A 24031-nucleotide genomic window follows, 5' to 3' on the forward strand; every position below is an offset into this window, starting at 1 on the left:
CACGTCAGGCACATCGACGTCGAGAACATCCAACGCCTCCGCATCCGCACCATCCGCATCCGCGTCCGCGTCGACGTCGGCATCCGCGTCGACCGCATCCGCGTCCGTCACGTCGACATCGAGGTCGAGAGCGTCGATGTCGAGCACGTCCACGTCGATGTCGACGAGGTCGAGAACGTCGGCCTCGGCGTCAGCCACCTGTGCCGCCACCCCGAAGGTGACAATGTCGGTACTGAGATCGATGTCCTGTGTCGCCGACACCGTGTAAGAACCGACGGGCAGGGCCGGGAAGGTCACCGTCCAGATGCCCGACGGCGAGACCGTCCCCGTCCGCGACGTGCCCAACGCGACCTGCACCTGCACCTCGGCGCCGGCCTGACCGGTTCCCGTGATGGTGACGGCACGCGTCGCGTCGGGTCCGGCGACGAGCAGCTCATCGCCGTTGGCCGGGCTCGTGATGTCGACCGGGGTCGCGAGCACGACCTCGAAGGTCACCGAATCGGTGGACTGGTCGGCATCCTGGGTCGCCGTCGCGGTGTACTCGGCGATGCCGAGCCCCACGAACTCGACGTTCCACGCTCCGTCGGCCGCGGCCACCGTGCCCTGCGTGGCTCCGGTGTTCAAGGTCACCGTCACGGAGGCGTTCGGCGCGGCGGAGCCCGAGACGCCGACGGTAGTCGTCGGTGTCAGGCCGCCCACGGCGAACTCGGCGCCCGGACCGGGCTGGCCGATCAGGACGTCGGGGGTTTCCGCGACCGTGAAGCTCACCGTGTCGCTCGAGTCGTCGAAGTCCTGACTGGCGGTGGCGGTGTACGAGCCGACGCCGATTCCGGTGAAGGTCGCTGTCCAGTTGCCGGCCCCGTCGACCGGGACCGTCTGGGTCTGACCGGCGAGTCCGACGGTGATGTCCGAGCCGGCGTAGCCGGTACCCGACACCGTCACCGGGGTGAGGTCATCCGCGTCGGCGACGACGATGATCTGGCCCGTGGTGGGGGCGGCGATGGCGACGTCCGGTGCCGCGGCTACGACGAAGGTCACCGTGTCGGTCGACCCGTCGGCGGCCTGCGTCACCGTCGCCGTGTAACTTCCCGGCGCCAGACCGGTGAACGGGGCAGTCCAGGTCCCTTCCGGAGTGACCGTGGGTGTCTGATCGGGCTGACCGGCGATGGCGACGGTGACGGTCTCGCCGGGTTCTCCGGTGCCCTCGACGTTCACCGTGGTGGTGTCGGTGGGGCCCGGGACGACGAACTCCTGACCGTCGGTCGGAGCGGTGATCGCCACGTCGGCGTTGTCGTCGACGACGTTCGGGCCGACCGTCGCGTTCGCGAGTTCGAGGGTGACGCCACCCGACAGCGGCGGCAGCACCGTGACGATCGCGGCGGTGATCGAGAAGATTCCGGATGCCGTGAACTCGGCCTCACTGCTGCGGTTGTTGACGGTGATGCTCGCCACCGACGGCACGATCGCGTCGATGGCGGGGCTGACCAGGTTGTTCACCGGCGTGATCAGTGCATCGACCGATCCGCCGATGTTCGTCACCAGTCCGCGCAGAGGCGTCGCCAGTGCGCCGACGATGGCACCCACGCCGCCCGGTACCGAGATACCCGCGACCGTGACGTTGCTGACGTTGCCGTCCAGGATCGCGCCGACCGTGGTGTTCAGCGTCACCACGTTCAGCTGGCCCAGTCGCGCACCACCGGTGACGCTCAGTCCGCGCACGGCCCCCGTCAGGGTGGTGGAGACGCGGTCGAGCAGACCGTCGACCAGCGCGACGACCGCGGCCTGGATGGCGTCGACGGTGGCGCCGCTGAGCACCTCGGTGCCCGGCGCCTGGCCGTTCAGCGGCTGGATCTGATCGAGGTCGATGAGGATCGAGCCGGTGCTGAGATCGATCGCGACGCCGGGGTACTGGGGAGAGGTGAGTTGCTCGGTGAGAAGCCCGCTGACGGCCCCGGTGAGGCTCGTCGTGCCGACCTGCACGTTGGCCGCGATGAGCAGGTTGACGGGGCCGAGCAGCGACTGCAGAGCAGAGGTGATACCGGTGTCGACGTTGTCGACGGTGGCCTGCAGGCCCCCCACCGTGGTGTTGATCGTCCCGGTCAGGTTCTGCAGCGTCTGGCTCTGGATCACGAGCTGTCCGCCGGCGATCGTGTAAGTACCCGCGGGGCCACCCGACGCGGCGGCCAGCTCGGCGCGGGAGCTCGAGACCCCGAGGGTGAGATCGAGGTTGCCGATCTCGTTGGTCAGGGCACTGCCGACGGTCGGCGCCAGCGCGTCGACGGCCGTGCCGAGGTTCAGGGTCAGGGGCCCGGCGGCGGGGGCTCCGGTGCCGATGATGCCGCCCGAGCCGACCGCACCCGACGCTCCGACCGACGACGCATCCGGGCTCGCGCTCGCGTACTGCCCGACCACGCCCAGCGAGCCGAGGTTCAGGGGGATCTGCACGCCGGGGCTCACGGTGACGTTGACCGTTCCGAGCGCGGTCAGGTCGAGGGTGTTGTAGCTGGCGACGGTTTCCTGCACACCGTTGTTCTCGGCGGCAGCGCCGTTGATCTGCGCGATCGCGTCGAGGTCGAGCGAGGTGAGGATGCTCCCGCCGAGGAACGTCCCGGTCGCGCGTGCCTCGTCGCCCGCCGCCGCCTGGGCGGCTGTCACACCGCCGAACAAGCTCAGTGAAGCCGCGCCGACGGCCGCGACGGTCTTGACGGCCGTTCGTCCGAGTCGACTGCCGGTCCACAGCCCACGTCTTCTCGTCACCCCGCCGGGTTCGACGCCCGGCGCTCCCCGCTGCACGCGATCCATGAAGCACTCCCCTTGGTACCCGGATGCCGTGGCGGCACCCATCACGGCCGCCGGAGACAGCCGTGGGGTCAGCTAAGTCGCCTGTGAGGAATCTGTGAACGGCGTCGGCTACCGGTTCGCGTGCGGGAACCCGGTGATGCGTAGTGCCTCTGCGCAGCCCTAGGTAGTCGATCGGTAGCGCGCAGCGCGCACCTCGCGAGCGCGCGTGTGAGACGACCCCGTAGTACCGGGACGCCGCGCGCTGCACCCCGCCATCGGGATGACGACGCCGGCTCAGAGCTTGCGCAGCAGCACCGACTCGACGGTGTGGTCGGCGCCCTTCTGCAGCACGAGCTTCGCGCGGTGGCGCGTGGGGAGCACGTTCTCTTCGAGGTTCGGCAGGTTGATCTCGCGCCAGTACCCCAGGGCCCGCTCGACGGCCTCGTCGTCGCTGATGTCGGCGAAGACCCGGAAGAACGACGTGGGGTTGGTGAAGGCGTTGTCGCGCAACGCCAGGAAGCGGTCGACGTACCAGCGCTCGATGTGTGCCGCGTCGGCATCCACGTAGATCGAGAAGTCGAACAGGTCGCTGACGGCGACCTCGTTGGGCGACGGCGGCGGTTGCAGAACGTTGAGCCCCTCGACGATGACGACGTCGGGGCGGTGCACGCTCACGTGGGCGTCGGGCATGATGTCGTACCGCACGTGCGAGTAGAACGGTGCCCGGGCCTCGCCGGCGCCCGACTTCACCTCGCTGAGGAACTCCACCAGCGCCCGCCGGTCGTACGACTCGGGAAAGCCCTTGCGGTCCATCAACCCGCGTCGCTCGAGCTCGGCGTTGGGATAGAGGAAGCCGTCGGTCGTCACGAGCTCCACGCGGGGAGTGTCGGGCCAGCGGCTCATGAGTTCGCGCAGCAGGCGCGCGATGGTCGATTTTCCCACCGCAACTGAACCGGCGACGCCGATGACGAAGGGGGTCGTGGCATCGGGCTCGCCCAGGAACTCGCTCGTGTCGGCGCCGAGTCGGCGGGTCGCCCGCGCGTACAGGCTCAGCAGACGACTGAGCGGCAGGTACACCTCGGCCACCTCGCGAGGGTCGAGGCGGTCACCGATGCCCCGCAGCTGCACGATCTCGTTGTCGGTGAGCGGCTGCGCGATCCCCCCGGCCATGCGGGCCCAGTCGTCACGATCGATCTGGCGGTAGGGGCTCAGCGACGGCGCGGGAGCGGCGGTCTCGGCGGCGGACACCCGCCCATGCTACCGGCGTCGCCTTCCTCCCCCGCGGATCACCCCGTCACCGCGTGCCCCACTACGCTCGGACCGTGCGCCTGGGAGTCCTCGACATCGGTTCGAACACCGTCCATCTGCTCGTCGCGAACGCCCGGGCCGGAGGTCGTCCCACCGCGACGACCTCGCACCGCTCGGTCCTGCGCCTCATGCGGTATCTGCAGCCCGACGGGTCCATCTCGCCCGAGGGTGTGAAGGGCCTCGTGGATGCCGTGACCGCGGCCTGCGCGACGGCCAAGGCCGAGGGCGTCGACGAGTTGCTCGCGACCGCGACGTCGGCCGTTCGCGATGCGACCAACGGCGAGGCCGTCATCGCGCTGATCGAGGAGGCCCTGGGCCAGCCCCTGCAGGTGCTCGGGGGCGAGACCGAGGCGCGCTTCACCTACCTCGCGGTGCGGCGGTGGTTCGGCTGGTCGGCCGGGCAGATCCTGTTGTTCGACATCGGCGGCGGGTCGCTCGAGATCGCCGGCGGTGCCGACGAGCTGCCCGATCTCGCCGAGTCGGTGCCCCTGGGCGCGGGCCGTTCGACCGTGCAGTTCCTTCCGCACGATCCGCCGAGCGCCGACGAGATCGACGCGCTGCGCCAGCACGCCATGACGGTGCTCGCGCCGGTGGCCGAGCGCTTCGCCGCGCTCCCCCGTCCCGACCACGTCGTGGGCTCGTCGAAGGCGATCCGCTCGCTCGCGAAGCTCGCGGGCTACCCGGTGCCGGGGTGGTCGGGCATCGACCGCATGGTCCTGCCCCGGCGGGAGTTGAAGGACTGGATCCCGCGCCTCGCGCGCATCCCCGCCGACGCCCGCGAGGCCCTTCCCGGCATCACCGCCGATCGCACGTTCCAGATCGTCGCCGCCGCGATCGTGGTGGAGCGGGCGATGAAGGCCCTCGACGTCGAGGAGCTCGAGGTCTCCCCCTGGGCGCTCCGCGAGGGCGTCCTGCTGCGCTACATCGAGTCGCTCGAGTACTGACGCCGCCGCGTCGGCGTGCTCCGCCCCTCGTGTGAAGGGGCGTGAGCCCGCCGACGGGCCGGACTACAGCGCCAAGCGCTCCTGCACGACCTCGGCGAGACGGTCCGCGTGCGCGCGGGCGTCTTCTTCGGACGCGGCTTCGACCATGACGCGCACGAGCTGCTCGGTGCCCGAGGCGCGCAGCAGTACGCGGCCCGAGTCACCCAGTTCGGCGGTCGCCGCGGCGACGGCCTCTTGGACCCCCTCGTCGTGCACGCCGTCGCGGTCGACGCCGCGCACGTTCACGAGCACCTGCGGGTACACCGTCATGATCGAGGCGAGCTCACCGAGCGTCTTGCCCTGTCGCGCCATCTCGGCGACGAGGTGCAGGCCGGTGAGCAGGCCATCACCCGTCGTCGCGAAGCGGCTCATGATGACGTGGCCCGACTGCTCGCCACCGAGGGAGTAGCCGCCCTCGTTCATGGCCTCGAGCACGTAACGGTCGCCGACGCCGGTCTGCAGGACCCGGATGCCATGGGCCTCCATCGCGCGGTGCAGGCCGAGGTTGCTCATGACCGTCGCAACGAGCGTGTCGTCGACGAGCGCTCCACGCTGCTTCATCGCCACCGCGAGGATGGCCATGATCTGGTCGCCGTCGACGATGTTGCCCTGCGCGTCGACGGCCAGACAGCGGTCCGCGTCGCCGTCGTGGGCGATGCCGACGTCGGCGCCGAGGCGCACGACGGCTTCAGCGAGCACGTCGAGGTGCGTCGAGCCCACGCCGTCGTTGATGTTCAGACCATCGGGTTCGGCGCCGATGACGGTGACCGTCGCGCCGGCGTCCTTGAACGTCTCGGGCGACACGCCGGCCGCGGCGCCGTGGGCGCAGTCGAGCACGACGTGGATGCCGTCGAGGCGGTGCGGCAGCGAGCCCAGCAGGTGCAGCACGTAGCGGTCCTCCGCGTCGGCGAACCGACGGATGCGACCGACGCCGGCCCCGGTGGGCTGCAGTCGTTCGCCCTCGAGCGCCTGCTCGATGCGCTGCTCGACCTCGTCGGGGAGCTTGGTGCCCCCGCGGGCGAAGATCTTGATCCCGTTGTCGGGAGCGGGGTTGTGCGACGCCGAGACCATCACACCGAAGTCGGCGTCATGGTCGGCGATGAGGAACGCGGTGGCGGGGGTGGGGATGACCCCGGCGTCGAGCACGTCGACGCCCGACGAAGCGAGTCCCGCAGCGACCGCGGCCGCGAGGAACTCCCCCGAGACGCGCGGGTCGCGCGCGACGACGGCGGTGAGGCGGCGGCCTTCGGCCTTCCGCGCCTCCGCCGAACGGCCCTGGCCCAGGACGACAGCAGTCGCCTGGGCCAGGTGCAGCGCGAGTTCGGCGGTGAGGAGGCCGTTGGCCAGCCCCCGCACCCCGTCCGTGCCGAAAAGAGGCATCCGGAGTTTCGAACTCAGCGCTTGGAGTACTGAGGCGCCTTGCGGGCCTTCTTGAGTCCGGCCTTCTTGCGCTCCTTGACGCGAGCGTCGCGCGAGAGGAAGCCGGCCTTCTTCAGGGTGGGGCGGTTGTTCTCTTCGTCGATGCCGTTCAGCGAACGGGCGATGCCGAGACGCAGCGCGCCGGCCTGACCCGAGGGGCCGCCACCGGAGATGCGTGCGATCACGTCGTACGAGCCCGCGAGCTCGAGCACCGTGAACGGGTCGTTGATCAGCTGCTGGTGCAGCTTGTTCGGGAAGTAGTCCTCGATCGTGCGGCCGTTGACCGTGATCGTGCCCGAGCCGGGAACCAGACGCACGCGGGCGATGGCCTGCTTGCGACGGCCGACGGCTGCGCCGGGAACCGAGAGAACGGGGCGCTCGGCCGCGACGACGGACTGCTCGGCCGGCGTCTCGGTGCTGTAGTTGCTGGGGTCGATGTTCGACACTGTTTCGTCCTTATCCGGCGGCGCTTACTGGGCGACCTGGTCGAAGGTGTAGGCCGTGGGCAGCTGAGCACCGTGGGGGTGCTCGGCGCCGCGGTACACCTTGAGCTTCTTGAGCTGCGCCGCGCCGAGGCTGTTCTTGGGCAGCATGCCGCGGATGGCCTTCTCGACCGCGCGGACGGGGTTCTTGTCGAGGAGTTCCTCGTACGTGACCGACTTGAGGCCGCCCGGGTAGCCCGAGTGGCGGTAGGCCTTCTTCTTCTGGAGCTTCTGACCCGTGAGCGCCACCTTTTCGGCGTTGATCACGATGACGAAGTCGCCCGAGTCGATGTGGTTGGCGAAGGTGGCCTTGTGCTTGCCGCGGAGGAGGACCGCCGCGTGCGAGGCCAGACGGCCGAGGACGACGTCGGTGGCGTCGATAACGACCCACTCGCGCGTGACCTCAGCGGCCTTGGGGGTGAAAGTGCGCGTCACAGTAGTGCTGCTTTCTTGTTCGAACGGAGGAGTTCGTGAATCCCGCTCCGGTGGTCCGTTCCCCGCCGATGACGGGGGAACAGGGCCGGTGGAGGGCTCACGTTCGGGCAACCCGCTCGCAGAGAGGCGGGCACCAAAGAACAAGACTACGGCATCCGGATGCCAGCACCAAACGTCGCCGGCCCGCTCAGGCCGACAGGGTCCCCACCGCGATCAGGGCGTACCCCGTCGCGTTGAAGACGATATGCGTGAAAAGCGCGCCGCCCAGACGTCCCGAGCCGAGGACGAGGGCGCTGGCGACCAGTCCCAGGATGCCGAGGGTCGGCGCATCCACCGAGCCGGGCGCCGCGACCAGCAGGTGCGCGCCGACGAACGAGCCGGTCGACAGAGCCGCCGCGGCCACGCCGGCCGCAACCGGGCCGCTGAATCGTCGCAGCACCGTATAGACGCACACGAGCACGACGCCGCGGAAGAAGAACTCCTCCGCCGCGGACGACACGATCGTGCCGGCGACGGCGTCGAAGACGAAAGACGTGGGCAGCGCGCCGTCGGCCGAGAACGTCGTCGGCCAGGGGGCCGGCTCTCCCCCGGCTCCGGCGATCGCCCCCTGGGCCAGGCGCACGAGGACGCCGAACACGACCCCGTAGAGCAGGTCCACCGTTCGGAACACGAGCAGACCGCGAGGACGGGAACGACCGAGAGCGAACACGACGGGCACCGCGAAGGCGAGCCAGATCACCGCCTGCGCCGACGCCGCGCGGGTCTCGACGGGCAGCATCTCCGACGCGGCGCGCGACGCGAGCGCCCCCGCGCCCAGCGCGAGCACGGCCCAGCCGAGCATCTCGACGTCCCAGCGCGCGGTCGTGGAGCCGCCCTCGCGCCACCGGCGGGGCCGACGACGCCGGGCACGCCGGGCGGGGCTCGGGACGGCGGATTCGTCGCTCATGCGCGTCAGGCTAGGGCTGCAGGTCGCCGTCGACCCGGTCACCCCGCGCCTCCCCCGCGTCGACTCACCCGTTGGATCACGCGTTCTCACCCGCACGCACGAACGCCCCGCCACCGGTGAGGTGACGGGGCGTCCGTGATGTCGTGTGCGCGTCCTCCGCGGATGCGGGCGAGAGAGGGACGCGGACCGATCAGCGCTGCAGGAAGTCGATCAGCACGCGGTTGAACTCGTCGGCGTGGCTGACGTTCACGCCGTGCGGGGCCCCCGCGACCACGTGCAGCTCGCTGCCCGCGATGGCCTCGTGCGTGCGCTTGCCCGACCCCTCGAAGGGCACCGTGGCGTCGCTGTCCCCGTGGATGACGAGGGTCGGAACGGTCACGTTCGGCAGATCCTCGCGGAAGTCGGTCGTGGCGAACGCCTCCATCGACTTCAGTGCTGCGTGGTGGTCGGCCTGGTTCGCGAGGCGCTCGGCTTCGACCTGCTCGGCCGCGGGCACGGCGAGCGCGCCGTCGACCGAGAAGAAGTCCGTCGTGAACTGGTGGTAGAACGCCTTCTCGTCGCCCTTCAGGCCCTGCTTCATGCCGTCGGCGGTCTCGTCGTCGAGGGGGCCCTCGGGGTTGTCCTCGGTCTTCGCCAGGTACGGGGGCACGGCTGCGGCGAAGACGACGCTGTGCACGCGACCCGATCCGTGACGCGTCAGGTAGCGGGCGACCTCGCCGCCGCCCATCGAGAAGCCGACGAGCGTGACGTCGCGCAGGTCGAGGGCGGTGAGGACGGCCTCGAGGTCGTCGGCGAACGTGTCGTAGTCGTACCCGGTACGGGGCTTGTCGCTCCGGCCGAAGCCGCGACGGTCGTACGTCACGACGCGGTGGCCGGCCGCCTCGAGGGCGGGCACCTGATGGGCCCAGGATTCGCCCGAGAGGGGCCATCCGTGGATCAGCACGACGGGGCGACCCGTGCCGCCCGTGTCGTCGACGTGCAGGTCGATGTCGGTCAGAAGTCCATGGTGTGCGGTGATCTCGCTCATGACCGCCATGCTTCGACCCGCACCTGTACGCGGGCCTGCCGTTGACGTTCCACCCGCGGCTTGCTAGAGCACCACTCGCACAGCGGTCGCCCGGATGCAACGACCGCCGCGCGCGCGAGCGGGCTGGCTAACCTGCCGCTATGGATTCGACCCGCATCCCCGGCATCACCCTGCTCGCCGTCGTCAGCGCTCTCGCCCTCAGCTCCTGCACCCCGGCACCCGGAGGCGCGAACACGTCCGCCACCGACGAGACCGCGATCAGGGCGGCGAACACCGCCGAGGCCGATGCCGGCGGACGCGCGTTCGCCCTCGACCGCGGCGACGACGACTCCTGGGAGGTCCACGTCGCCGTCGGCGACCGCGAGGTCGAGGTGCACCTCGCGTCCGACGGGGCGACCGTGCAGTCCCGGAGCGACGACGACGGGATCGACGCCGACGAGCGCGCCGCCCTCGATGCGGCGGTGACGACGTTGGCCGACGCCGTCCGCATCGCCGCCGCCCAGAACCCGGGCGGCGACCGCATCGACGAGGTGGAGCTCGACGACGACGGAGGGGACTGGTCGTGGACGGTCGAGATGCAGAGCGGTGCCGTGGTGCGCATCTCCGCCGGCGACGGCGCGGTCGTCAGCACCGGCCGCTGAAGCAGAACGGGCGTGACCACGCAAGCCCGGACGGGAAGCTGCCCGCCCCGGGCCCGCCTGAATACGATTCCGTCATGAGCCACGCTGCCGACTCCGACGGTCACAGTCCGAGCGCCCGGGTGACCCCGGGTGCCGTCCTTCGCGGATCGGAGGAGGGAAGGCGATGAACGATCTCGTCCTCAACATCGTTCTCGTCGTCGTGTTCGTTCTTGTCGGCGGAGTCTTCGCCGCGACCGAGATGGCGCTCGTCACGCTGCGCGACAGTCAGGTGAACGCCCTGGCCGCCCGAGGCAAGCGCGGACAGAAGGTCGCCGAGCTCGCCCGGAACCCGAACACCTTCCTGTCGGCGGTGCAGATCGGCGTGACCGTGGCGGGCTTCGCGTCGGCCGCCTACGGCGCCTCCTCCATCGCCCCCTCGGTCACCCCGCTGTTCGAGGGTCTCGGTCTCGAGCCGGGCCTCGCGGCCACGGTCTCGACCATCGCGCTCACCCTGGTGATCGCCTACCTCTCGCTCGTTCTGGGCGAGCTCGTGCCCAAGCGCCTCGCCATCCAGCGCAACGCCGCGTTCGCGTACGCGGCGGCACCGGTGCTGAACGGGTTCGCGAAGCTGATGCGACCGGTCATCTGGCTGCTGTCGCTGTCGACGAACCTGCTGGTGCGCCTGCTGGGCGGCGACCCGAACAAGACCGGTGAGGAGCTCACCGAAGAAGAACTTCGCGACATCGTGTCGAGCCACGAGGGGCTTCCGGCCGACGAACGGCGCATCCTCGACGACGTCCTGTCCCTCCGTGACCGCCACGTGAGCGAGGTCATGCGCCCGCGACCGGAGGTCGTGACCCTGGATGCCGGCGGCACGATCGCCGAAGCCATGGATCAGGTGCGCGACCTCCCGTTCTCGCGGTACCCGGTGGCCGAGCAGACCATCGACGACGTCGTGGGCTTCGTCCACGTGCGCGACCTGTACGAAGACCCGGAGCGGCCCCTGGCCGCCGTGATGCGCGCGATCCGGTACTTCCCGTCGACGGCTCGGGTGCTGCCCACGCTCACCGCGATGCGCGCCGAGGGCAGCCACATCGCCGTCGTCGTCGACGAGTACGGCGGAACCGACGGCATCGTGACGCTCGAAGACCTGGTTGAAGAGGTCGTCGGCGAGATCTTCGACGAGTACGACACCGACGCCGAGCAACCCCTCGCCGAGGGCGAGCACGGCACCGTCGAGGGTCGGCTGAACCTGCAGGACTTCGAGGAGGCGACGGGGGTCAGCCTCCCCCGCGGCGCCTCCGACACGGTCGCCGGTTTCGTGGTCGAACGCCTGGGCCGGCTGGCCCGTGTCGGCGACACGGTCGAGGTCGACGGCGCCACGCTCCAGGTCAAGGCCGTGGATCGACGACGCGTAGCGGAACTGCTGGTGACGCGGCATCCCCTCGACGACGAGACTCCCGACACCGAGGCGTCCAGCCCGGTGTGACCCCGGTGCGCGGGGTCCGGTCCGGACCCCGCGCACCGGCTGTCGATGAGGCGCATCCAACAAAGTTGTGCACAACCGAGTTGTGTGCAATGCTTCTGTCATGCCCGCCGTCGACGACCTCGTCTGCTTCGCGCTCTACGCCGCGAACCGTACGACCACCCAGGCCTACCGGGTGCTGCTCGAGCCGTGGAACCTCACGTATCCGCAGTACATCGCCCTGGTGACGCTGTGGGTCGACGGGGACCAGACCGTGAGCAGCCTGGGCGACGCCCTCCAGCTCGACTCCGGAACTCTGTCGCCGATGCTCGCGCGCATGGAGACCGCCGGCTACCTCACCCGATCGCGCCGATCCGACGACGAGCGCGTCGTCACCGTGGCGCTGACCGATCGCGGGCACGAGATGCGACAGGAACTCGCGCACGTCCCCCGGTGCATCGCCGCAGGCTCAGGCTTGACCGACGAAGACAGCGCGCGTGAGCTGATCGACGCCCTGCACCAGCTCACCGACGCGATGCGCGACCTGCGCGACCGCCCCGACACCGTGCTCGCCGCCGCCGGAGTGCCGCGGCCGCCCGCGTGAGCCCCACTCGACTCCTCCTCCCCACCCGCCCCTCGAAAGGAACACCCATGGACGTTCTCTACACCGCCGAAGCCGTCTCCACCGGTCAGGGCCGCACCGGCCACGTCACCGCCGGCCCCTACATCGACCTCGAGGTCGCCCCTCCCACCGAGCTGGGCGGCTCGGGCAAGGGCACCAACCCCGAGCAGCTCTTCGCCGCCGGGTACGCCGCGTGCTTCCACAGCGCACTGCACGCCGTCGCCCGCGCGCACAAGGTGAAGATCGACGACTCCTCGGTCGGCGGCTGCGTCCACCTCGGCCCGAACGGCCAGGGCGGCTACCAGCTCGCCGTCCTGCTCGAGGTGGTCCTGCCCGGTATCGAGCACGACCTCGCCCAGCAGCTCGCCGACGAGGCCCACCAGGTGTGCCCGTACTCCAACGCCACCCGCGGCAACATCGAGGTCACCGTCACCGTCTCCGAGGACTGACCTCTCCCCGACCCCGGGGCGGGGTGCTGAGCCCCACGTATCGCACCCCGTTCCGGACTTCGCCCCGCGAAGAACCCCGACGCCGCCCGCTCCCCGCGGGCGGCGTCGTTCTGTCGCCCGCCTGCACCCGGGCGGAGCCCCGCGCGTGGAGCCCCGCGCGTACAGTGACTGTCGTGATCCGCGTGGTTGTCGTCGACGATGAGGCGCTCGTGCGCTCCGGCTTCGAGATGATCCTCGGCGCCTCCCCCGACATCGACGTGGTCGCGGCGGTCGACGGCGACGTCGCCGTCGAGGTGATCCGCCGCGAGAAGCCCGACGTGGTGCTGCTCGACATCCGCATGCCCGGCCGCAGTGGGCTCGAGATCCTGACGGAACTCGCCACCGACGCGGATCGCCCCGTCATCGGCATCCTCACGACGTTCGACACCGACGAGTACATCGCGCGCGCCCTGCACGAGGGCGCCGCGGGGTTCCTCGTCAAAGACACGGCTCCCGAGCACCTGGCCGCGATGGTGCGCACGCTCGCGGCCGGCGGGGTCGTGCTCTCGCCCCAGGTCTCGCGCACCCTCGTCGAGGGGTACGCGGGGGCGACCGACCGCGAGGCGTCTCGACGGGTCGCACTGCTGACCGATCGAGAACGCGACGTACTGGCCTGCCTGCCGACGGGCGAGTCGAACGCCGAGATCGGCAAGCGGCTGCACCTCAGCGGGGCCACCGTGAAAGACCACGTGAGCGCGATCCTCGGCAAGATGTCGGTCTCATCGCGGTTGGAGGCGGCGCTCATCGCCGAACGCGCGGGGCGTCGCGGCGGGCGCGGATGATCTCGGCGGTCCGGGCGCGATGGGCGGCGTTCGCCGGGAGCCGGGTCTTCGACGCGACGATCGATGTCGCCCTGGCCGCCGCGGCCCTGCTCGACGTGGCCGTGTCGCTGCCGGGGTGGTCGCCGATCGAGTCGGCGTGGGCGCTGCTCGCCGTGGCGGGGCTCCTGGTGCGCCGGCGCCTGCCCTGGGTGGCTTTCGCCCTCGTCCTCCCGGGGCTGGTGGTGGATGCCATGACCGTCGCCGCTCCCATCGCCCTGTACTCCGTGGCGGTGCGCGTGCGGCGGATCCCGCTGCTGGTGGGGGCGGGCGCAGTCACGTTCGCCTGCTTCCTCCTCCCCGACTGGCAGCTGCCCCCGCTCGACTATCTGGCGCCCTCGCTCCTGTACGCCCTCATGTACGCCGCGACCCCGATCGCGCTCGGCGCCCTCGTGCGCACGCGCCTCGAGCTGTCCGCCCGGGTCGCCGAGCTGTCGGCCGCGCGTGAGAGCGAGCGCCGCCGCGATGAGCAGGACGTCCTGCGGCGGGAACGGGCCCGCATCTCGCGCGAGATGCACGATGTCGTGTCGCACCAGGTGAGCCTCACGGCCGTGCAGGCCGGTGCGCTCCAGGTCGCCTCGCCCGATCCCGAAGCGCGGCGCGTGGCCGGCATCATCCGCACCCTCTCGGTGCGCACCCTCGACGAGCTGCGGCAGATGGTGAGCGTGCTGCGCGCCGACGGAGCGACCACCGACTCCCCCGCCCCGCAGCCCACCCTCGCCGACCTCCCCCGGCTGATCGCCGACAGCGGACTCGATGCCCGGCTCGAGGCCGACCTCCCCTCCGACCTCACCCCCGCGGTGCAGCGCGCGGTGTACCGCACGGTGCAGGAGGGGCTGACCAATGCGCGCAAGCACGCACCGGGAGCCCCCGTTCGCGTGACCGCGACGGCCTCCACCTCGAGCATCGACGTGGTCGTGCAGAACGACGCCGCCCGGGCGGCCCGCCTGCGCCTCCCCTCCAGCGGCACGGGGCTGCGGGGGCTGCGCGAACGGGCCGAACTCCTCGGCGGCCGCCTGCACGCGGCCGAGGGTGTCGACGGCGGCTTCCGCTTGGCCGTGTCGGTGCCCCGGCGCGAGACCGAGAGCTGAGCGGGCGTCAGGTGAGCCGGAGCTCGTCGTCGCTCTTGGCGTACGACCGCCGCAGCCATTGCCCGAAGCCCGGTTGGGCGAGACAGGCCGAGGCGTTCTCGCACGTGACCACCGGGTCGTGAGCGGCGTAGGTCTCGTAGATGTCGACCTTGTCGTCGAGGAGGGCCCCCGTGACGTTCGCCGGCTCGCGCTTCGAGGGGTACCCGACGAAGTACGACACCGCTGCGGCCGCGATGCCGACGGTCGGCACGATCGCCCGCATCAGCGACCCCACGGCGGAGTGATCGGGGTGGTCGCCGTGCGCGAAGGCGCTGCCGTGCGGCACGTTCGTCGACACGCGCTGGGGCCGGGCCGCATCGGCGAGTTCGGCGAGGGTCGCCGTGAGCCCGTCGAGCGTGTACGCGGGTGCGCCGTCGATCGGTTGCAGAGTCGACGTCTTCCCGTTGATGAGCTGGGTCAGGCCGGCACTCCCCGTCGAGGGGAACCCCTTGGCATCCAGGTTTCCATCGGCCAGACGCAGCACGGTGATCGAGAGCCGAGGATCGTCCGAAGGGACGAAGCGGGTCACCCGCGCACCGCTGTGCAGCTCGATCTGCGTGGTCGCCCAGGGCGCGGTGCTTCCGCGCATGCAGTCGTAGGCGGCGCGGATGCCGGCCTCGCGCTTCTCGGCGTAGGCGAGGCCCCGCCCGGCGTCGCCGGCGGTGACGTAGACGGCGCGCACGGTCCCGCCGCTGCGGATGGCCCCGGCGAGCGCGGGGTTGGCGAAGATGATGTCGTCGTCGGCGTGGGCCCACACCGCGAGCGTGGTGTCGAGGCCGGGGGGCTCGGCGGCCGGCGAGGTCGGTACCGCAGACGGCAGCGGTCCGGGCACGATGGGAGCCAGCGGCACCCACGCCCCGTCGGGGCCGTCCGAGCGCCGCGCCTGACGATAGAGCAGCGCCCCTCCGCCCAGCCCGAGAAGCGTGAGACCCCCGGCGATGGCCACCCGTCGAGTCACCACGACACGGCGCGCCCGGGCGAACGCCGCGTCAGCGTCGCGCGAGGGCTCGCCGTCCCGGGATTCGTCGGGGGACGGCGGCTGTGCGTCGCTCACGGTGGCTCCGTTCTTCTTCGTGCCGTGCCGCTCTGCACTCGGGTCGTCGCGGCGGCATCACCGTCTCGACGGTATCGCGCACGCCCACCCTTTCGCTGGCCCGACCCGCACACCCCCGCCGCGCGGCGGGGACGGTGTGACCACCCGGCGGAGATCGGCCCTCACCCCGCCGCGGCGCACGCACCCCACACATCGAAGACACCCAGCCGGCACCTAGGACCGCTGGGGACACTCGCCCCATGCAGACGTCTTCGAAGCCGCGGTCACTGTCGCCCGCCGCCCTGCGCGTACGCGCCGTCCTGAACCAGTGGGACCCGATCGGCGTGCATCACATCGGCCACGGCTGGCCCGATGACGAATACGACGATCTGATCCTCCCGATCCTCGCGGCGCTTTCCTCCCGCCCGTCCGTCGAGCAGTTGGCCGACGATCTCAGAACGGTCGTCGAGGTCGATTACGGTCTGCCCGCCCCCGACGGATGCCGCGAAGCCGCGCGATCGCTGCTCGCGCTGGCGCGGTGAGTTCCCGGCATCCACTACCTCCCCGGTCTTGCCTCGGCAAGCCCTCGTGGGTCGGCGGCCCCCGTGTTTAGAGTTCCGTCATGACCGACCTCACGCGTGCGCAGTCGCCCGACCCGTATCCGCTCCTCCCCTCCGTGGCGGCGTTCGATGTGGTCAGCGATGATGTGCGTGAGGGGCAGCCGCTCTCCGACGACCAGGTGGCCGACAAGGGCAACACGTCCCCGCACCTGCGTTGGTCGAACGTCCCCGAGGGGACGAAGTCGTTCACGATCACCTGTTTCGACCCCGATGCCCCGACGCCGAGCGGCTTCTGGCACTGGGTCCTCGTCGATCTCCCCGCCGACCTGACCGAGATCCCGGCCGGATTCGCCGGCGGCGAGCTCCCCGCCGGTGCGTTCCACGTCCGCAACGACGGAGGTCAAGCCGGCTTCCTGGGCGCCGCTCCCCCGAAGGACGATCAGCCCCACCGTTACTTCTTCGTCGTCCACGCGGTGGGCGCCGACTCCCTCGGGGCGGATCCGGATGCCACTCCCGCCGCCGTCTCGTTCGGTCTGGCCTTCTCGACCCTCGGACGCGCGATCGTCCACGGCACCTACCAGCACTGAGGACGACCGATGACGCAGCGCAGCGAGGGCTTCGACAAGGACGCGACCGTCTCCGGCGTCGAGGAACGTCTCCACGACCGTTTCCCCGAGGCCGAGCCCGACGTGGTCCACCACGAAGCGGTGGTCGCGGTCGAGAAGTTCGCCGACGCACCGGTGAAGGACTTCGTCGACATCATCGCCGAGCGCGAAGCCCGCGCCCGCGTCGAGCAGGAGCTGCAGGCCGACTGAGCCGTCGGGCTCAGCCCATCTGCAGCTCGGCCTCGCTCTTCGGGTACGACCGCTGCAGCCACTCGCCGAAACGCCGGGTGCCGAGGCAGGCCGACCGATCGGCGCAGCGGATGACCTCGTCCTGCTGCGTGTAGACGCGGTAGGTCTCGATCTTGGCGTCCAGTTGTTCGCCGTCGAGGTTGCGCGGCAGCTTCTCCGACGGGTACCCCACGAGGTACCGGATGCCGGGTGCCACCGCGGGGAGGGATCCGAGGGCATCGCGCACGAGGGTGCCGGTGACCGAGTGATCGGGGTGGTCTCCCGGCGCGAAGGCGCTGCCACGCGGGATGTGGGTGAGAACGGTACTCGGCTGCCACGCCTCGGCGAGTTCGATGAGGCTGTCCGACAGCTGAGCGAGCGTCACATCGGGGCAGTCATCGGTCGGCGACAGCGTGGGGATCGTCCCGTCGAGCAGCTTGCTGAGCGTCGCGTGGCCGGTCGAGGCGAATCCCCCGTCGGTGATGTTGCCGTCGGGGAGGCGCACGAACACGACTGACAGACGTGGATCGTTCTGCGGAGTGAGACGGGTCACGTGCATCCCCGTGTCGAGCACGATCTCGTCGGTGTCCCACAATCCGCTCACCCCGCGCATGGAGTTGTACGCGCGCAGGATGCCGAGCTCCCGCGACGACGTGTATCCCCGCCCCTTGCCCGCGTCGCCGGCGGTGAGGAAGACGGTCCGCGCACAGTCGCCGGCCGAGATGGCGTCGGAGATGGCCGGGTTGCCGAAGATGATGTCGTCGTCGGGATGCGCCCACACGCTCATGAGGGTCGGACGACCGTCGCAGGACTGCGCCGCCGGCGACAGGGGCGCCGGTGCGGGGGGCGGGGTCGGCGTCGGCGTCGGCGTGGGGGTCACCGAGGGAGACGGCGTGGCGGAGGGAGTCGGCGTGCCCGTGGCCGACGGTGTCGCGGATGCCACGACGTCGGCCGCGCGGCCGAGCGAGAAGGCGACGGTGGCCGCGACCGCGACGAGCACGACGGCGGCGACGACGATGGCGGCGATCAGTCCGGCGGATCGGCGCCGACGGCGAGAACGTCGCGAGGGCGTCGAGACGCGGGACATCTGTGTTCCTTCGGGCGGGCGGTGCGACACCTCGCTCGGCGGGTGCGTGTGCAGGTCCGGCGAGAGGGCCGACCCGCTGCCCGAGTGTAGGGGACGCTCCCCGTCGGGCCCAAGATTCACCCTCTGGGTGATGCCGCCCCGGTTTCCGGCATTTGACGGCGAGATGACAGGAAACGCTAGGTGACTTGTCGGGTGAATCTTCCCTGTTATTGTTCACGAGGTGAAACCGACGAGCTCGACCCGGGGGGAGGAGCTACACACGTGACGTTCGACCTCAGGGAAAGCGCGACACCGTCGTTCGACGCGGAGTTCCCCGTCACCCCTCGTGCTGAGCGGATCTCCCAGCCCGCCTCCAGCCGACACGTTCCGTGGCGCCGTCGCTATCGACGCAATCTCGCCCTCACCGACCTGTTCTCCCTGACGTGGGTCGTGTACGGAACCCAGCTGTTGTGGTTCGGTCTCGGCAACGCTCAGGTCGCCGCGGGGCGCGACTCCCGCATCTCCGACCTGTCGTACTGGGTGTTCTCGGCCCTCCTCATCCTCACGTGGATGTGGGCCCTGGCCTTCGTCGACTCCCGCAGCGACCGGGTCATCGGAACCGGCTCGCAAGAGTACGTGCGCATCGCCGACGCCAGCTTCCGACTCTTCGGCACCGTCGCGATCATCGCCTTCCTCACCCAGATCGACGTCGCCCGCGGGTACCTCCTGATCAGCCTCCCCCTCGGCATCCTGGTGCTCATCTTCACCCGCTGGATGTGGCGTCGTTGGCTCATCGTCCAGCGCTCGACCGGCAAGTACTCGGCCAACGTGCTCCTCGTCGGTTCGCTCGCGTCGGTGACGCAGCTCGCTCGCGAATTCGCCCGCACGCCGAGCGCCGGCTACCGCGTGGTCGGCGCCTGCGTGCCGAACGGCAAGATCGCCGACGTGATCCCCGGAACCGACATCCCCGTGATGGGACACGTCGGAGATGTGACGAGCGCCCTCGATGCCACCGGCGCCGACACCGTCGCGATCACGAGCGCCGACGATCTGCCGGCCGACAAGGTCAAGCAGATCTCCTGGAGTCTCGAAGCGGGCAAGCAGCACCTCGTGCTCGCCCCCAGCATCATCGACATCGCCGGTCCCCGCCTGCACACGCGGCCGGTGGCGGGGCTGCCGCTCATCCACGTGGAGACGCCCAAGTTCTCGCGCGGCCAGAGCTTCCTCAAGCGCAGCGTCGACCTCGTGTCCGCCTCCATCGGCGTCGTCCTGCTCAGCCCTCTCCTGCTCTTCCTCATGATCACCGTGCGCCTCACCAGCGACGGGCCCATCTTCTTCCGGCAGACGCGCGTTGGATTCCGCGGCCGCGAGTTCACGATGATCAAGTTCCGCAGCATGGTCGTCAACGCCGAAGAGCTCCTGCAGGAGCTCGCCGCGCAGCAGCGCGATGCGGGCAACGAGGTGCTGTTCAAGATGAAGAACGATCCGCGCGTGACGCGCATCGGCCGCATCATGCGCAAGTTCAGCCTCGACGAGCTCCCCCAGCTGTTCAACGTCATCGGCGGCTCGATGTCGCTCGTCGGCCCGCGTCCGCCTCTGCCGTCCGAGGTCGCGTTGTACGCCGACCACGTGCACCGTCGCTTCCTCGCCAAGCCCGGCATCACGGGTCTCTGGCAGGTCAGCGGCCGCTCGTCACTGTCCTGGGAGGAGTCGGTACGCCTCGACCTCTCCTACGTCGAGAACTGGACCCTTCTCGGCGACTTCGTCATTCTCGGCAAAACCGCCCGCGCCGCCCTGGCGCCGGGCGAGACGGCCGCGTGAAATCCCCGCGCTCCCTCGCGGGTCCGCGACCTGGTGTCACCGGGTCGCGTCGTCAGGAATCTGGAAGGCTCTGAATCGTGCGCTTGTCTGTAGTGGGTTGCGGGTACCTGGGAGCCGTTCACGCGGCCGCGATGGCCTCCATCGGTCACGACGTCGTCGGTATCGATGTCGACGAACGGAAGATCGCCACCCTGTCCAAGGGGGAGGCCCCCTTCTTCGAGCCCGGCCTGCAGGAGATCCTGACCGAGGGCATCGAGTCGGGCCGCCTGACCTTCACCACCGACATGTCCGCCGCCCAGGGTGCCAAGGTGCACTTCGTCGGCGTCGGAACGCCGCAGCAGGCGGGAAGCCACGCCGCCGACCTCACCTACGTGAACGCCGCGATCGAGGGCCTTCTCCCGTTCCTCAGCGAGGGCGACATCGTCGCCGGCAAGTCGACCGTGCCGGTCGGCACCGCCGCGCGGCTCGCGCCGAGCGTGGCCGAGCGCGGCGCGACCCTGGTGTGGAACCCCGAGTTCCTCCGCGAGGGCTGGGCCGTCCAGGACACGATCGACCCCGATCGCCTCGTCGCCGGTGTGCCCACCGAGAACGGCGCCCCCTCGGCCGAAGGAGAGCGCACTGCTCAGGTGCTCCGCGAGGTCTACCACCCCTCCATCGCCAAGGGCACGCCCTTCATCGTCACCGACTACGCCACCGCGGAACTCGTGAAGGTGTCGGCCAACGCGTTCCTGGCGACCAAGATCAGCTTCATCAACGCGATCGCCGAGATCGCCGAGGTCACGGGTGCCGACGTCACGACGTTGGCGGATGCCATCGGCCACGACGCCCGTATCGGCCGGCGCTTCCTGGGTGCGGGCATCGGCTTCGGCGGCGGGTGCCTCCCGAAGGACATCCGCGCCTTCTCGGCTCGTGCCGAGGAGCTCGGGCGGGGCGAGTCCGTCGCCTTCCTGCGGGAGATCGACGCGATCAACCTCCGCCGACGCGACCGGGCCGTCGAGCTCACCACCGAGGCCCTGGGCGGCAGCGTCTTCGAGAAGAAGATCGCCGTGCTCGGCGCGGCCTTCAAGCCCCACAGCGACGACATCCGCGACTCCCCCGCGCTCGACGTCGCCGTGCGTCTGCACGGTCTGGGCGCGAAGGTCACTCTCACCGACCCGGCCGCGATCGACAACGCCCGCCGCATCCACCCGCAGCTGACGTACGAGCGCGACCTCGACGAGACCCTGCGCGACGCCGACGCCGTCATCGTCGTCACCGAGTGGGACGAGTACCGTCGCGAGCTCTCCCCCGAGCACGCCGCCTCGCTCGCGCGGGGACGCGTCGTCGTCGACGGCCGCAACTGCCTCGACCCGGCCGCATGGCGAGCCGCCGGCTGGACCTATTTCGGCATGGGTCGCCCCTGATCCCTGCCCGACGGAAGACGCCCCGGCCGCTCGGTCGGGGCGTCTTCCGCATTCCGGCGAGCGCGCCGCGACAAAGAGATCCGCGACCCGGGTTCGGCCGTGCGCGTGACGAATCGGCGTCCCGATACGTCTCCATCGTGAGCGGATCGTCGTGGCCTCTCGCCACGAGCACATCGAAGAGGAAGAGGATGCCATGCGCAACAAGGTCATCGCGGTCGGCGCGATCGTGTTCATCGCCTACGTCATCGGCGCGCGGGCATCGCGTGTGCAGGTCAAGAACCGGGAGTCGGTCGGTCATCAGGTGGTGCGCCTGTGGAACGACCCCCGTGCACGCAAGCGTCGCCACAAGGCGGCCAAGAAGGCCGCCGCCGCCGCTGAGAAGCGCGCGAAGAAGACGATGCGCCGGCTGCGTAAGTGAGTATGACCCCGGGCCGCACCTCTTCGGTGCGGCCCGGGGTCGTCTTCTGCGGACGTCGTACTCGCGTCGCCCCCGAGGGCGGATGCTCCCCTGTGGATGACGCCACCCTCCTCGCGCATGCGCATGCAAAGATGCTGCACAACCCGAAGGAGACCCCGTGCCTTTTGCGCCACGCCTCACCGCATACGCCGCCTCGCACGACGCCGGCGATGACCTCGACCTCCTCGGCGGGTTCGCACCGACCTGCCGGCGCTGTCTCGCCATGACCACGCCCGAGAGCGGGCGGCGCGGCGTCTGGTGGCGCTGCCTCGAGTGCGCTCTGCCGCAGATCGGCTGACGGCCGGATACGCTGACCCCGTGATCGCCAGCATCCTCATCTCGATCTCCGCCATCGTTTCGGCGGTCCTGGTCGGGTTCGTGGCGCGCCGCATTCTCGGGACCGCCGTCGGCTGGCCCCGCAGCATCGTGGTCGGGCTCCTCGTCTTCTTCCTCGGCGTCCCCTCCGCCGAATGGACGTTGCGTCAGACCGGTCTTCCCGAGGGAACGACCGTGATCCCCGCGCAGGACGTCTGGCTGTGGATCGGCCTGATCGCCCTGTCCCTGGCGTGGGTGTTCGCCCTCGGGGTGGCCACCCTCGTCGCCATCGAGGCGATCTTCCCGACCAGACCACTTCCCAACCCGGTCGACCTCGTGCGGGCGGCCCTGCGTCAGCGCAAACGCACTCGGCGCTACCTCGAGATCCTGACGATCGCCTCCCGCCACGGCGTCGGCTGGCTCTTCCACGGCGGCGGCTCCCGCGTCGAGGCCGAGCTCAGCACCTCGGAGGAACGCGCGAAGGCCATCGTCGCCACCATCAACGATGCCGGAGTCAGCTTCGTCAAGCTGGGCCAGGTGCTCTCCACCCGCCGCGACCTCATCCCCGAGCCATATCTCAGCGCGCTCGCATCTCTGCAGACGAGCGCCACCACTCTTCCCTGGGACACCGTCCGCGCCGTCATCGAAGACGATCTGGGCGCCTCCATCGACGAGGTCTACGCCGACGTCGACCCTGTTCCCCTCGCCGCGGCCTCGGTCGCGCAGGTACACCGCGCCCACCTCCTCGACGGCACCCCCGTCGTGGTGAAGGTCCAGCGCCCCGCGGCACGCGCGCAGGTGGAGGCGGATGCCGACATCATCGGCCGGCTCGCTCATCGCGCCGAGGCGCGCACGCGGGTGGGTCGGGATCTGCGCATCGAGTCCGTTGCCCGCGGATTCACCGCCACCCTCGTCGAAGAGCTCGACTACCGCATCGAAGCGCGCAACACGCGCATGATCCACTCGACCCTCGATCTCATCGATCGCGCCGAGCCCGAGCGGCGCGGTGTGGTCACCGTGCCCGAGGTGTTCGCCGCCGCGTCCGGGCAGCGTGTCCTCACGATGGAGCTCGTCGACGGCATCGCGCTCAGCGATTCCGCGGACCACCTCGCCGCCCTCGACGCCGCGCAACGCGACCGGCTGGCCCAGGTGCTGATGTCCACCGTGATCGAGCAGATCCTCGTCTACGGCGTCTTCCACGCCGACCTGCACCCCGGCAACGTCCTCCTGAAAGAAGACGGCACCCTCGGGCTCATCGACTTCGGCGCGGTCGGGATCATCGAGCGCAGCCGCAGACAGCACATGACCGCTCTGCTCCTCGCCGCCCTCAGTGAGAACGACGTCGCCGCGACCGACGCGCTTCTGCTCATCGTGGACGCCCCGGCCGACGTCGACCTCGAGGCTTTCCGTCATGACGTCGGGATCGTGTTGACCACGGAGCATCTGCGCACCGGCGGCCAGGGATCGATCTTCACGCGCATGGTCGACGTCATCCGTCAGCACCGCATCGCTCTCCCGGGCGAGCTGGCCTCCGCGTTCCGCAGCTTCGCCACCCTCGAGGGCTGCCTGCGCGTGATCGTCGACGACTTCGACATGGTCGGGCGCGCGCTCCCGCTCATGCCGACGCTGCTGCGCCGCACGGTGTCTCTCAAGCGCATGGCGACCGACCTCCAAGCGCAGAGCGTCATCACGATGGCGCGGTTGGAGAACATCCCGCGCCGCCTCGACGCTCTGCTGACCGGTGTGGAGAAGGGGTCGATCGGCATCACGCTGCGCAGTGACGACGGCGACGACGTCAGCGGGATCCTCGGGCGGGTCACGGCCGAGGTGGCCTCCACCCTCGTCTCGATCGCCGCCGTCGTGATCGCGGTGGTCCTGATCCTCGCGGGAGGCGGTCCGGTCCTCGGCGGCGACGTCACGCTCTTCGCCGTGCTCGGAGCCGTCGTCGGTCTCTTCGGATTCCTCGGCTTGCTCCGCATCGTGCGCAGGACGTTCGGTCGCAAGGACTGACGACACGCC

The 24031-nt window shown here is 70.4% G+C and carries 24 protein-coding genes; 15 read left to right on the top strand and 9 right to left on the bottom strand.

The genetic code is table 11. The features are described 5' to 3' along the window. A partial coding sequence (locus IFU40_RS15320; RefSeq protein ID WP_191926900.1) for a choice-of-anchor G family protein occupies nucleotides 1–2802 on the bottom strand: 2802 nt, incomplete at its 3' end. Nucleotides 2803–3075: 273 nt separating this feature from the next. Further along, nucleotides 3076–4029: a type I pantothenate kinase gene (gene coaA, locus IFU40_RS15325; RefSeq protein WP_055833914.1), complete on the bottom strand. Its 954-nt coding sequence runs from the start codon at nucleotides 4027–4029 to the stop codon at nucleotides 3076–3078. 74 nt (nucleotides 4030–4103) lie between these two features. Between coaA and IFU40_RS15330 the strand changes: the two genes are divergently transcribed. Next, nucleotides 4104–5033: a Ppx/GppA phosphatase family protein gene (locus tag IFU40_RS15330; protein ID WP_055833911.1), complete on the top strand. Its 930-nt coding sequence runs from the start codon at nucleotides 4104–4106 to the stop codon at nucleotides 5031–5033. Nucleotides 5034–5096: 63 nt separating this feature from the next. Here the strand turns inward: IFU40_RS15330 and glmM are convergent, their stop codons facing one another. The 5 genes from glmM to IFU40_RS15355 all read right to left on the bottom strand — a co-directional run bounded on the left by glmM (nucleotide 5097) and on the right by IFU40_RS15355 (nucleotide 9381). Then, a complete protein-coding gene (gene glmM / locus IFU40_RS15335) occupies nucleotides 5097–6452 on the bottom strand; it encodes a phosphoglucosamine mutase (RefSeq protein WP_191926901.1) in 1356 nt (451 codons plus the stop codon). 14 nt (nucleotides 6453–6466) lie between these two features. Further along, nucleotides 6467–6937, bottom strand: a complete 471-nt coding sequence (gene rpsI / locus IFU40_RS15340; protein WP_055833907.1) for a 30S ribosomal protein S9 — start codon at nucleotides 6935–6937, stop codon at nucleotides 6467–6469. A 24-nt stretch (nucleotides 6938–6961) separates the two neighbouring features. After that, nucleotides 6962–7408 carry a 50S ribosomal protein L13 gene (gene rplM, locus IFU40_RS15345; protein WP_055833904.1) on the bottom strand — a complete coding sequence of 149 codons (447 nt, stop codon included), beginning with the start codon at nucleotides 7406–7408 and terminating at the stop codon, nucleotides 6962–6964. 187 nt (nucleotides 7409–7595) lie between these two features. Next, nucleotides 7596–8354: a CPBP family glutamic-type intramembrane protease gene (locus IFU40_RS15350; RefSeq protein ID WP_083285725.1), complete on the bottom strand. Its 759-nt coding sequence runs from the start codon at nucleotides 8352–8354 to the stop codon at nucleotides 7596–7598. 190 nt (nucleotides 8355–8544) lie between these two features. Then, nucleotides 8545–9381, bottom strand: coding sequence for an alpha/beta fold hydrolase (locus IFU40_RS15355; RefSeq protein ID WP_055835851.1), 837 nt, complete (start codon nucleotides 9379–9381; stop codon nucleotides 8545–8547). A 140-nt stretch (nucleotides 9382–9521) separates the two neighbouring features. Between IFU40_RS15355 and IFU40_RS15360 the strand changes: the two genes are divergently transcribed. The 6 genes from IFU40_RS15360 (at nucleotide 9522) to IFU40_RS15385 (ending at nucleotide 14485) form a co-directional block, all read left to right on the top strand. Beyond that, the gene (locus tag IFU40_RS15360; RefSeq protein ID WP_191915772.1) at nucleotides 9522–10022 is read left to right on the top strand and encodes a PepSY domain-containing protein; all 501 of its coding nucleotides are present in this window, start codon (nucleotides 9522–9524) and stop codon (nucleotides 10020–10022) included. Nucleotides 10023–10185: 163 nt separating this feature from the next. Next, nucleotides 10186–11490, top strand: coding sequence for a hemolysin family protein (locus IFU40_RS15365; protein WP_055936125.1), 1305 nt, complete (start codon nucleotides 10186–10188; stop codon nucleotides 11488–11490). Nucleotides 11491–11590: 100 nt separating this feature from the next. After that, entirely contained in the window at nucleotides 11591–12070 is a 480-nt protein-coding gene (locus IFU40_RS15370; protein WP_055833893.1) for a MarR family winged helix-turn-helix transcriptional regulator, read from the top strand. Nucleotides 12071–12117: 47 nt separating this feature from the next. Beyond that, nucleotides 12118–12537 carry an organic hydroperoxide resistance protein gene (locus IFU40_RS15375; protein ID WP_191926902.1) on the top strand — a complete coding sequence of 140 codons (420 nt, stop codon included), beginning with the start codon at nucleotides 12118–12120 and terminating at the stop codon, nucleotides 12535–12537. A 173-nt stretch (nucleotides 12538–12710) separates the two neighbouring features. After that, the gene (locus IFU40_RS15380) at nucleotides 12711–13358 is read left to right on the top strand and encodes a response regulator (protein ID WP_191926903.1); all 648 of its coding nucleotides are present in this window, start codon (nucleotides 12711–12713) and stop codon (nucleotides 13356–13358) included. Beyond that, complete coding sequence (locus IFU40_RS15385) at nucleotides 13355–14485, top strand: sensor histidine kinase (protein WP_191926904.1); 1131 nt, start codon at nucleotides 13355–13357, stop codon at nucleotides 14483–14485. Before IFU40_RS15380 ends, IFU40_RS15385 begins: the two co-directional genes overlap by 4 nt. A 7-nt stretch (nucleotides 14486–14492) precedes the next feature. On the opposite strand, the gene IFU40_RS15390 is transcribed toward IFU40_RS15385, so the two are convergent. Further along, entirely contained in the window at nucleotides 14493–15578 is a 1086-nt protein-coding gene (locus tag IFU40_RS15390; RefSeq protein ID WP_191926905.1) for a PIG-L family deacetylase, read from the bottom strand. A gap of 239 nt (nucleotides 15579–15817) precedes the next feature. Between IFU40_RS15390 and IFU40_RS15395 the strand changes: the two genes are divergently transcribed. The 3 genes from IFU40_RS15395 to IFU40_RS15405 all read left to right on the top strand — a co-directional run bounded on the left by IFU40_RS15395 (nucleotide 15818) and on the right by IFU40_RS15405 (nucleotide 16932). Further along, nucleotides 15818–16099: a hypothetical protein gene (locus IFU40_RS15395; protein ID WP_156458716.1), complete on the top strand. Its 282-nt coding sequence runs from the start codon at nucleotides 15818–15820 to the stop codon at nucleotides 16097–16099. Nucleotides 16100–16179: 80 nt separating this feature from the next. Next, nucleotides 16180–16704: a YbhB/YbcL family Raf kinase inhibitor-like protein gene (locus tag IFU40_RS15400; RefSeq protein ID WP_191926906.1), complete on the top strand. Its 525-nt coding sequence runs from the start codon at nucleotides 16180–16182 to the stop codon at nucleotides 16702–16704. A 9-nt stretch (nucleotides 16705–16713) separates the two neighbouring features. Then, a complete protein-coding gene (locus IFU40_RS15405; RefSeq protein WP_055833876.1) occupies nucleotides 16714–16932 on the top strand; it encodes a three-helix bundle dimerization domain-containing protein in 219 nt (72 codons plus the stop codon). A gap of 10 nt (nucleotides 16933–16942) precedes the next feature. Here the strand turns inward: IFU40_RS15405 and IFU40_RS15410 are convergent, their stop codons facing one another. Beyond that, entirely contained in the window at nucleotides 16943–18037 is a 1095-nt protein-coding gene (locus IFU40_RS15410; RefSeq protein WP_191926907.1) for a PIG-L family deacetylase, read from the bottom strand. Between the two features lie 261 nt (nucleotides 18038–18298). On the opposite strand from IFU40_RS15410, the gene IFU40_RS15415 reads away from it, so the two are divergent. The 5 genes from IFU40_RS15415 to IFU40_RS15435 all read left to right on the top strand — a co-directional run bounded on the left by IFU40_RS15415 (nucleotide 18299) and on the right by IFU40_RS15435 (nucleotide 24022). Continuing rightward, a complete protein-coding gene (locus IFU40_RS15415; protein ID WP_446724827.1) occupies nucleotides 18299–19837 on the top strand; it encodes a sugar transferase in 1539 nt (512 codons plus the stop codon). Between the two features lie 77 nt (nucleotides 19838–19914). Further along, nucleotides 19915–21240 (top strand): UDP-glucose dehydrogenase family protein, encoded by a 1326-nt coding sequence (locus tag IFU40_RS15420; protein ID WP_055833870.1) that lies wholly within the window; start codon nucleotides 19915–19917, stop codon nucleotides 21238–21240. A gap of 151 nt (nucleotides 21241–21391) precedes the next feature. Beyond that, entirely contained in the window at nucleotides 21392–21658 is a 267-nt protein-coding gene (locus IFU40_RS15425) for a hypothetical protein (RefSeq protein ID WP_342343545.1), read from the top strand. 157 nt (nucleotides 21659–21815) lie between these two features. Continuing rightward, nucleotides 21816–21995, top strand: a complete 180-nt coding sequence (locus IFU40_RS15430) for a hypothetical protein (RefSeq protein WP_191926908.1) — start codon at nucleotides 21816–21818, stop codon at nucleotides 21993–21995. A gap of 20 nt (nucleotides 21996–22015) precedes the next feature. Continuing rightward, nucleotides 22016–24022, top strand: coding sequence for an ABC1 kinase family protein (locus IFU40_RS15435; protein WP_070408542.1), 2007 nt, complete (start codon nucleotides 22016–22018; stop codon nucleotides 24020–24022). Nucleotides 24023–24031 lie beyond the last annotated feature (9 nt).

This window comes from Microbacterium sp. CFBP 13617 (assembly GCF_014839445.1).
In the GTDB taxonomy this organism is placed as follows: domain Bacteria; phylum Actinomycetota; class Actinomycetes; order Actinomycetales; family Microbacteriaceae; genus Microbacterium.

Bases quoted from the DNA above. Each gene is read 5' to 3' on its own strand.
- glmM (WP_191926901.1), bottom strand. From the start codon at position 6,452: ATGCCTCTTTTCGGCACGGACGGGGTGCGGGGGCTGGCCAACGGCCTC.
- IFU40_RS15355 (WP_055835851.1), bottom strand. From the start codon at position 9,381: ATGAGCGAGATCACCGCACACCATGGACTTCTGACCGACATCGACCTG.
- IFU40_RS15405 (WP_055833876.1), top strand. From the start codon at position 16,714: ATGACGCAGCGCAGCGAGGGCTTCGACAAGGACGCGACCGTCTCCGGC.
- IFU40_RS15365 (WP_055936125.1), top strand. From the start codon at position 10,186: ATGAACGATCTCGTCCTCAACATCGTTCTCGTCGTCGTGTTCGTTCTT.
- IFU40_RS15370 (WP_055833893.1), top strand. From the start codon at position 11,591: ATGCCCGCCGTCGACGACCTCGTCTGCTTCGCGCTCTACGCCGCGAAC.
- IFU40_RS15385 (WP_191926904.1), top strand. From the start codon at position 13,355: ATGATCTCGGCGGTCCGGGCGCGATGGGCGGCGTTCGCCGGGAGCCGG.
- IFU40_RS15350 (WP_083285725.1), bottom strand. From the start codon at position 8,354: ATGAGCGACGAATCCGCCGTCCCGAGCCCCGCCCGGCGTGCCCGGCGT.
- IFU40_RS15395 (WP_156458716.1), top strand. From the start codon at position 15,818: ATGCAGACGTCTTCGAAGCCGCGGTCACTGTCGCCCGCCGCCCTGCGC.
- IFU40_RS15410 (WP_191926907.1), bottom strand. From the start codon at position 18,037: ATGTCCCGCGTCTCGACGCCCTCGCGACGTTCTCGCCGTCGGCGCCGA.
- IFU40_RS15375 (WP_191926902.1), top strand. From the start codon at position 12,118: ATGGACGTTCTCTACACCGCCGAAGCCGTCTCCACCGGTCAGGGCCGC.
- IFU40_RS15360 (WP_191915772.1), top strand. From the start codon at position 9,522: ATGGATTCGACCCGCATCCCCGGCATCACCCTGCTCGCCGTCGTCAGC.
- IFU40_RS15400 (WP_191926906.1), top strand. From the start codon at position 16,180: ATGACCGACCTCACGCGTGCGCAGTCGCCCGACCCGTATCCGCTCCTC.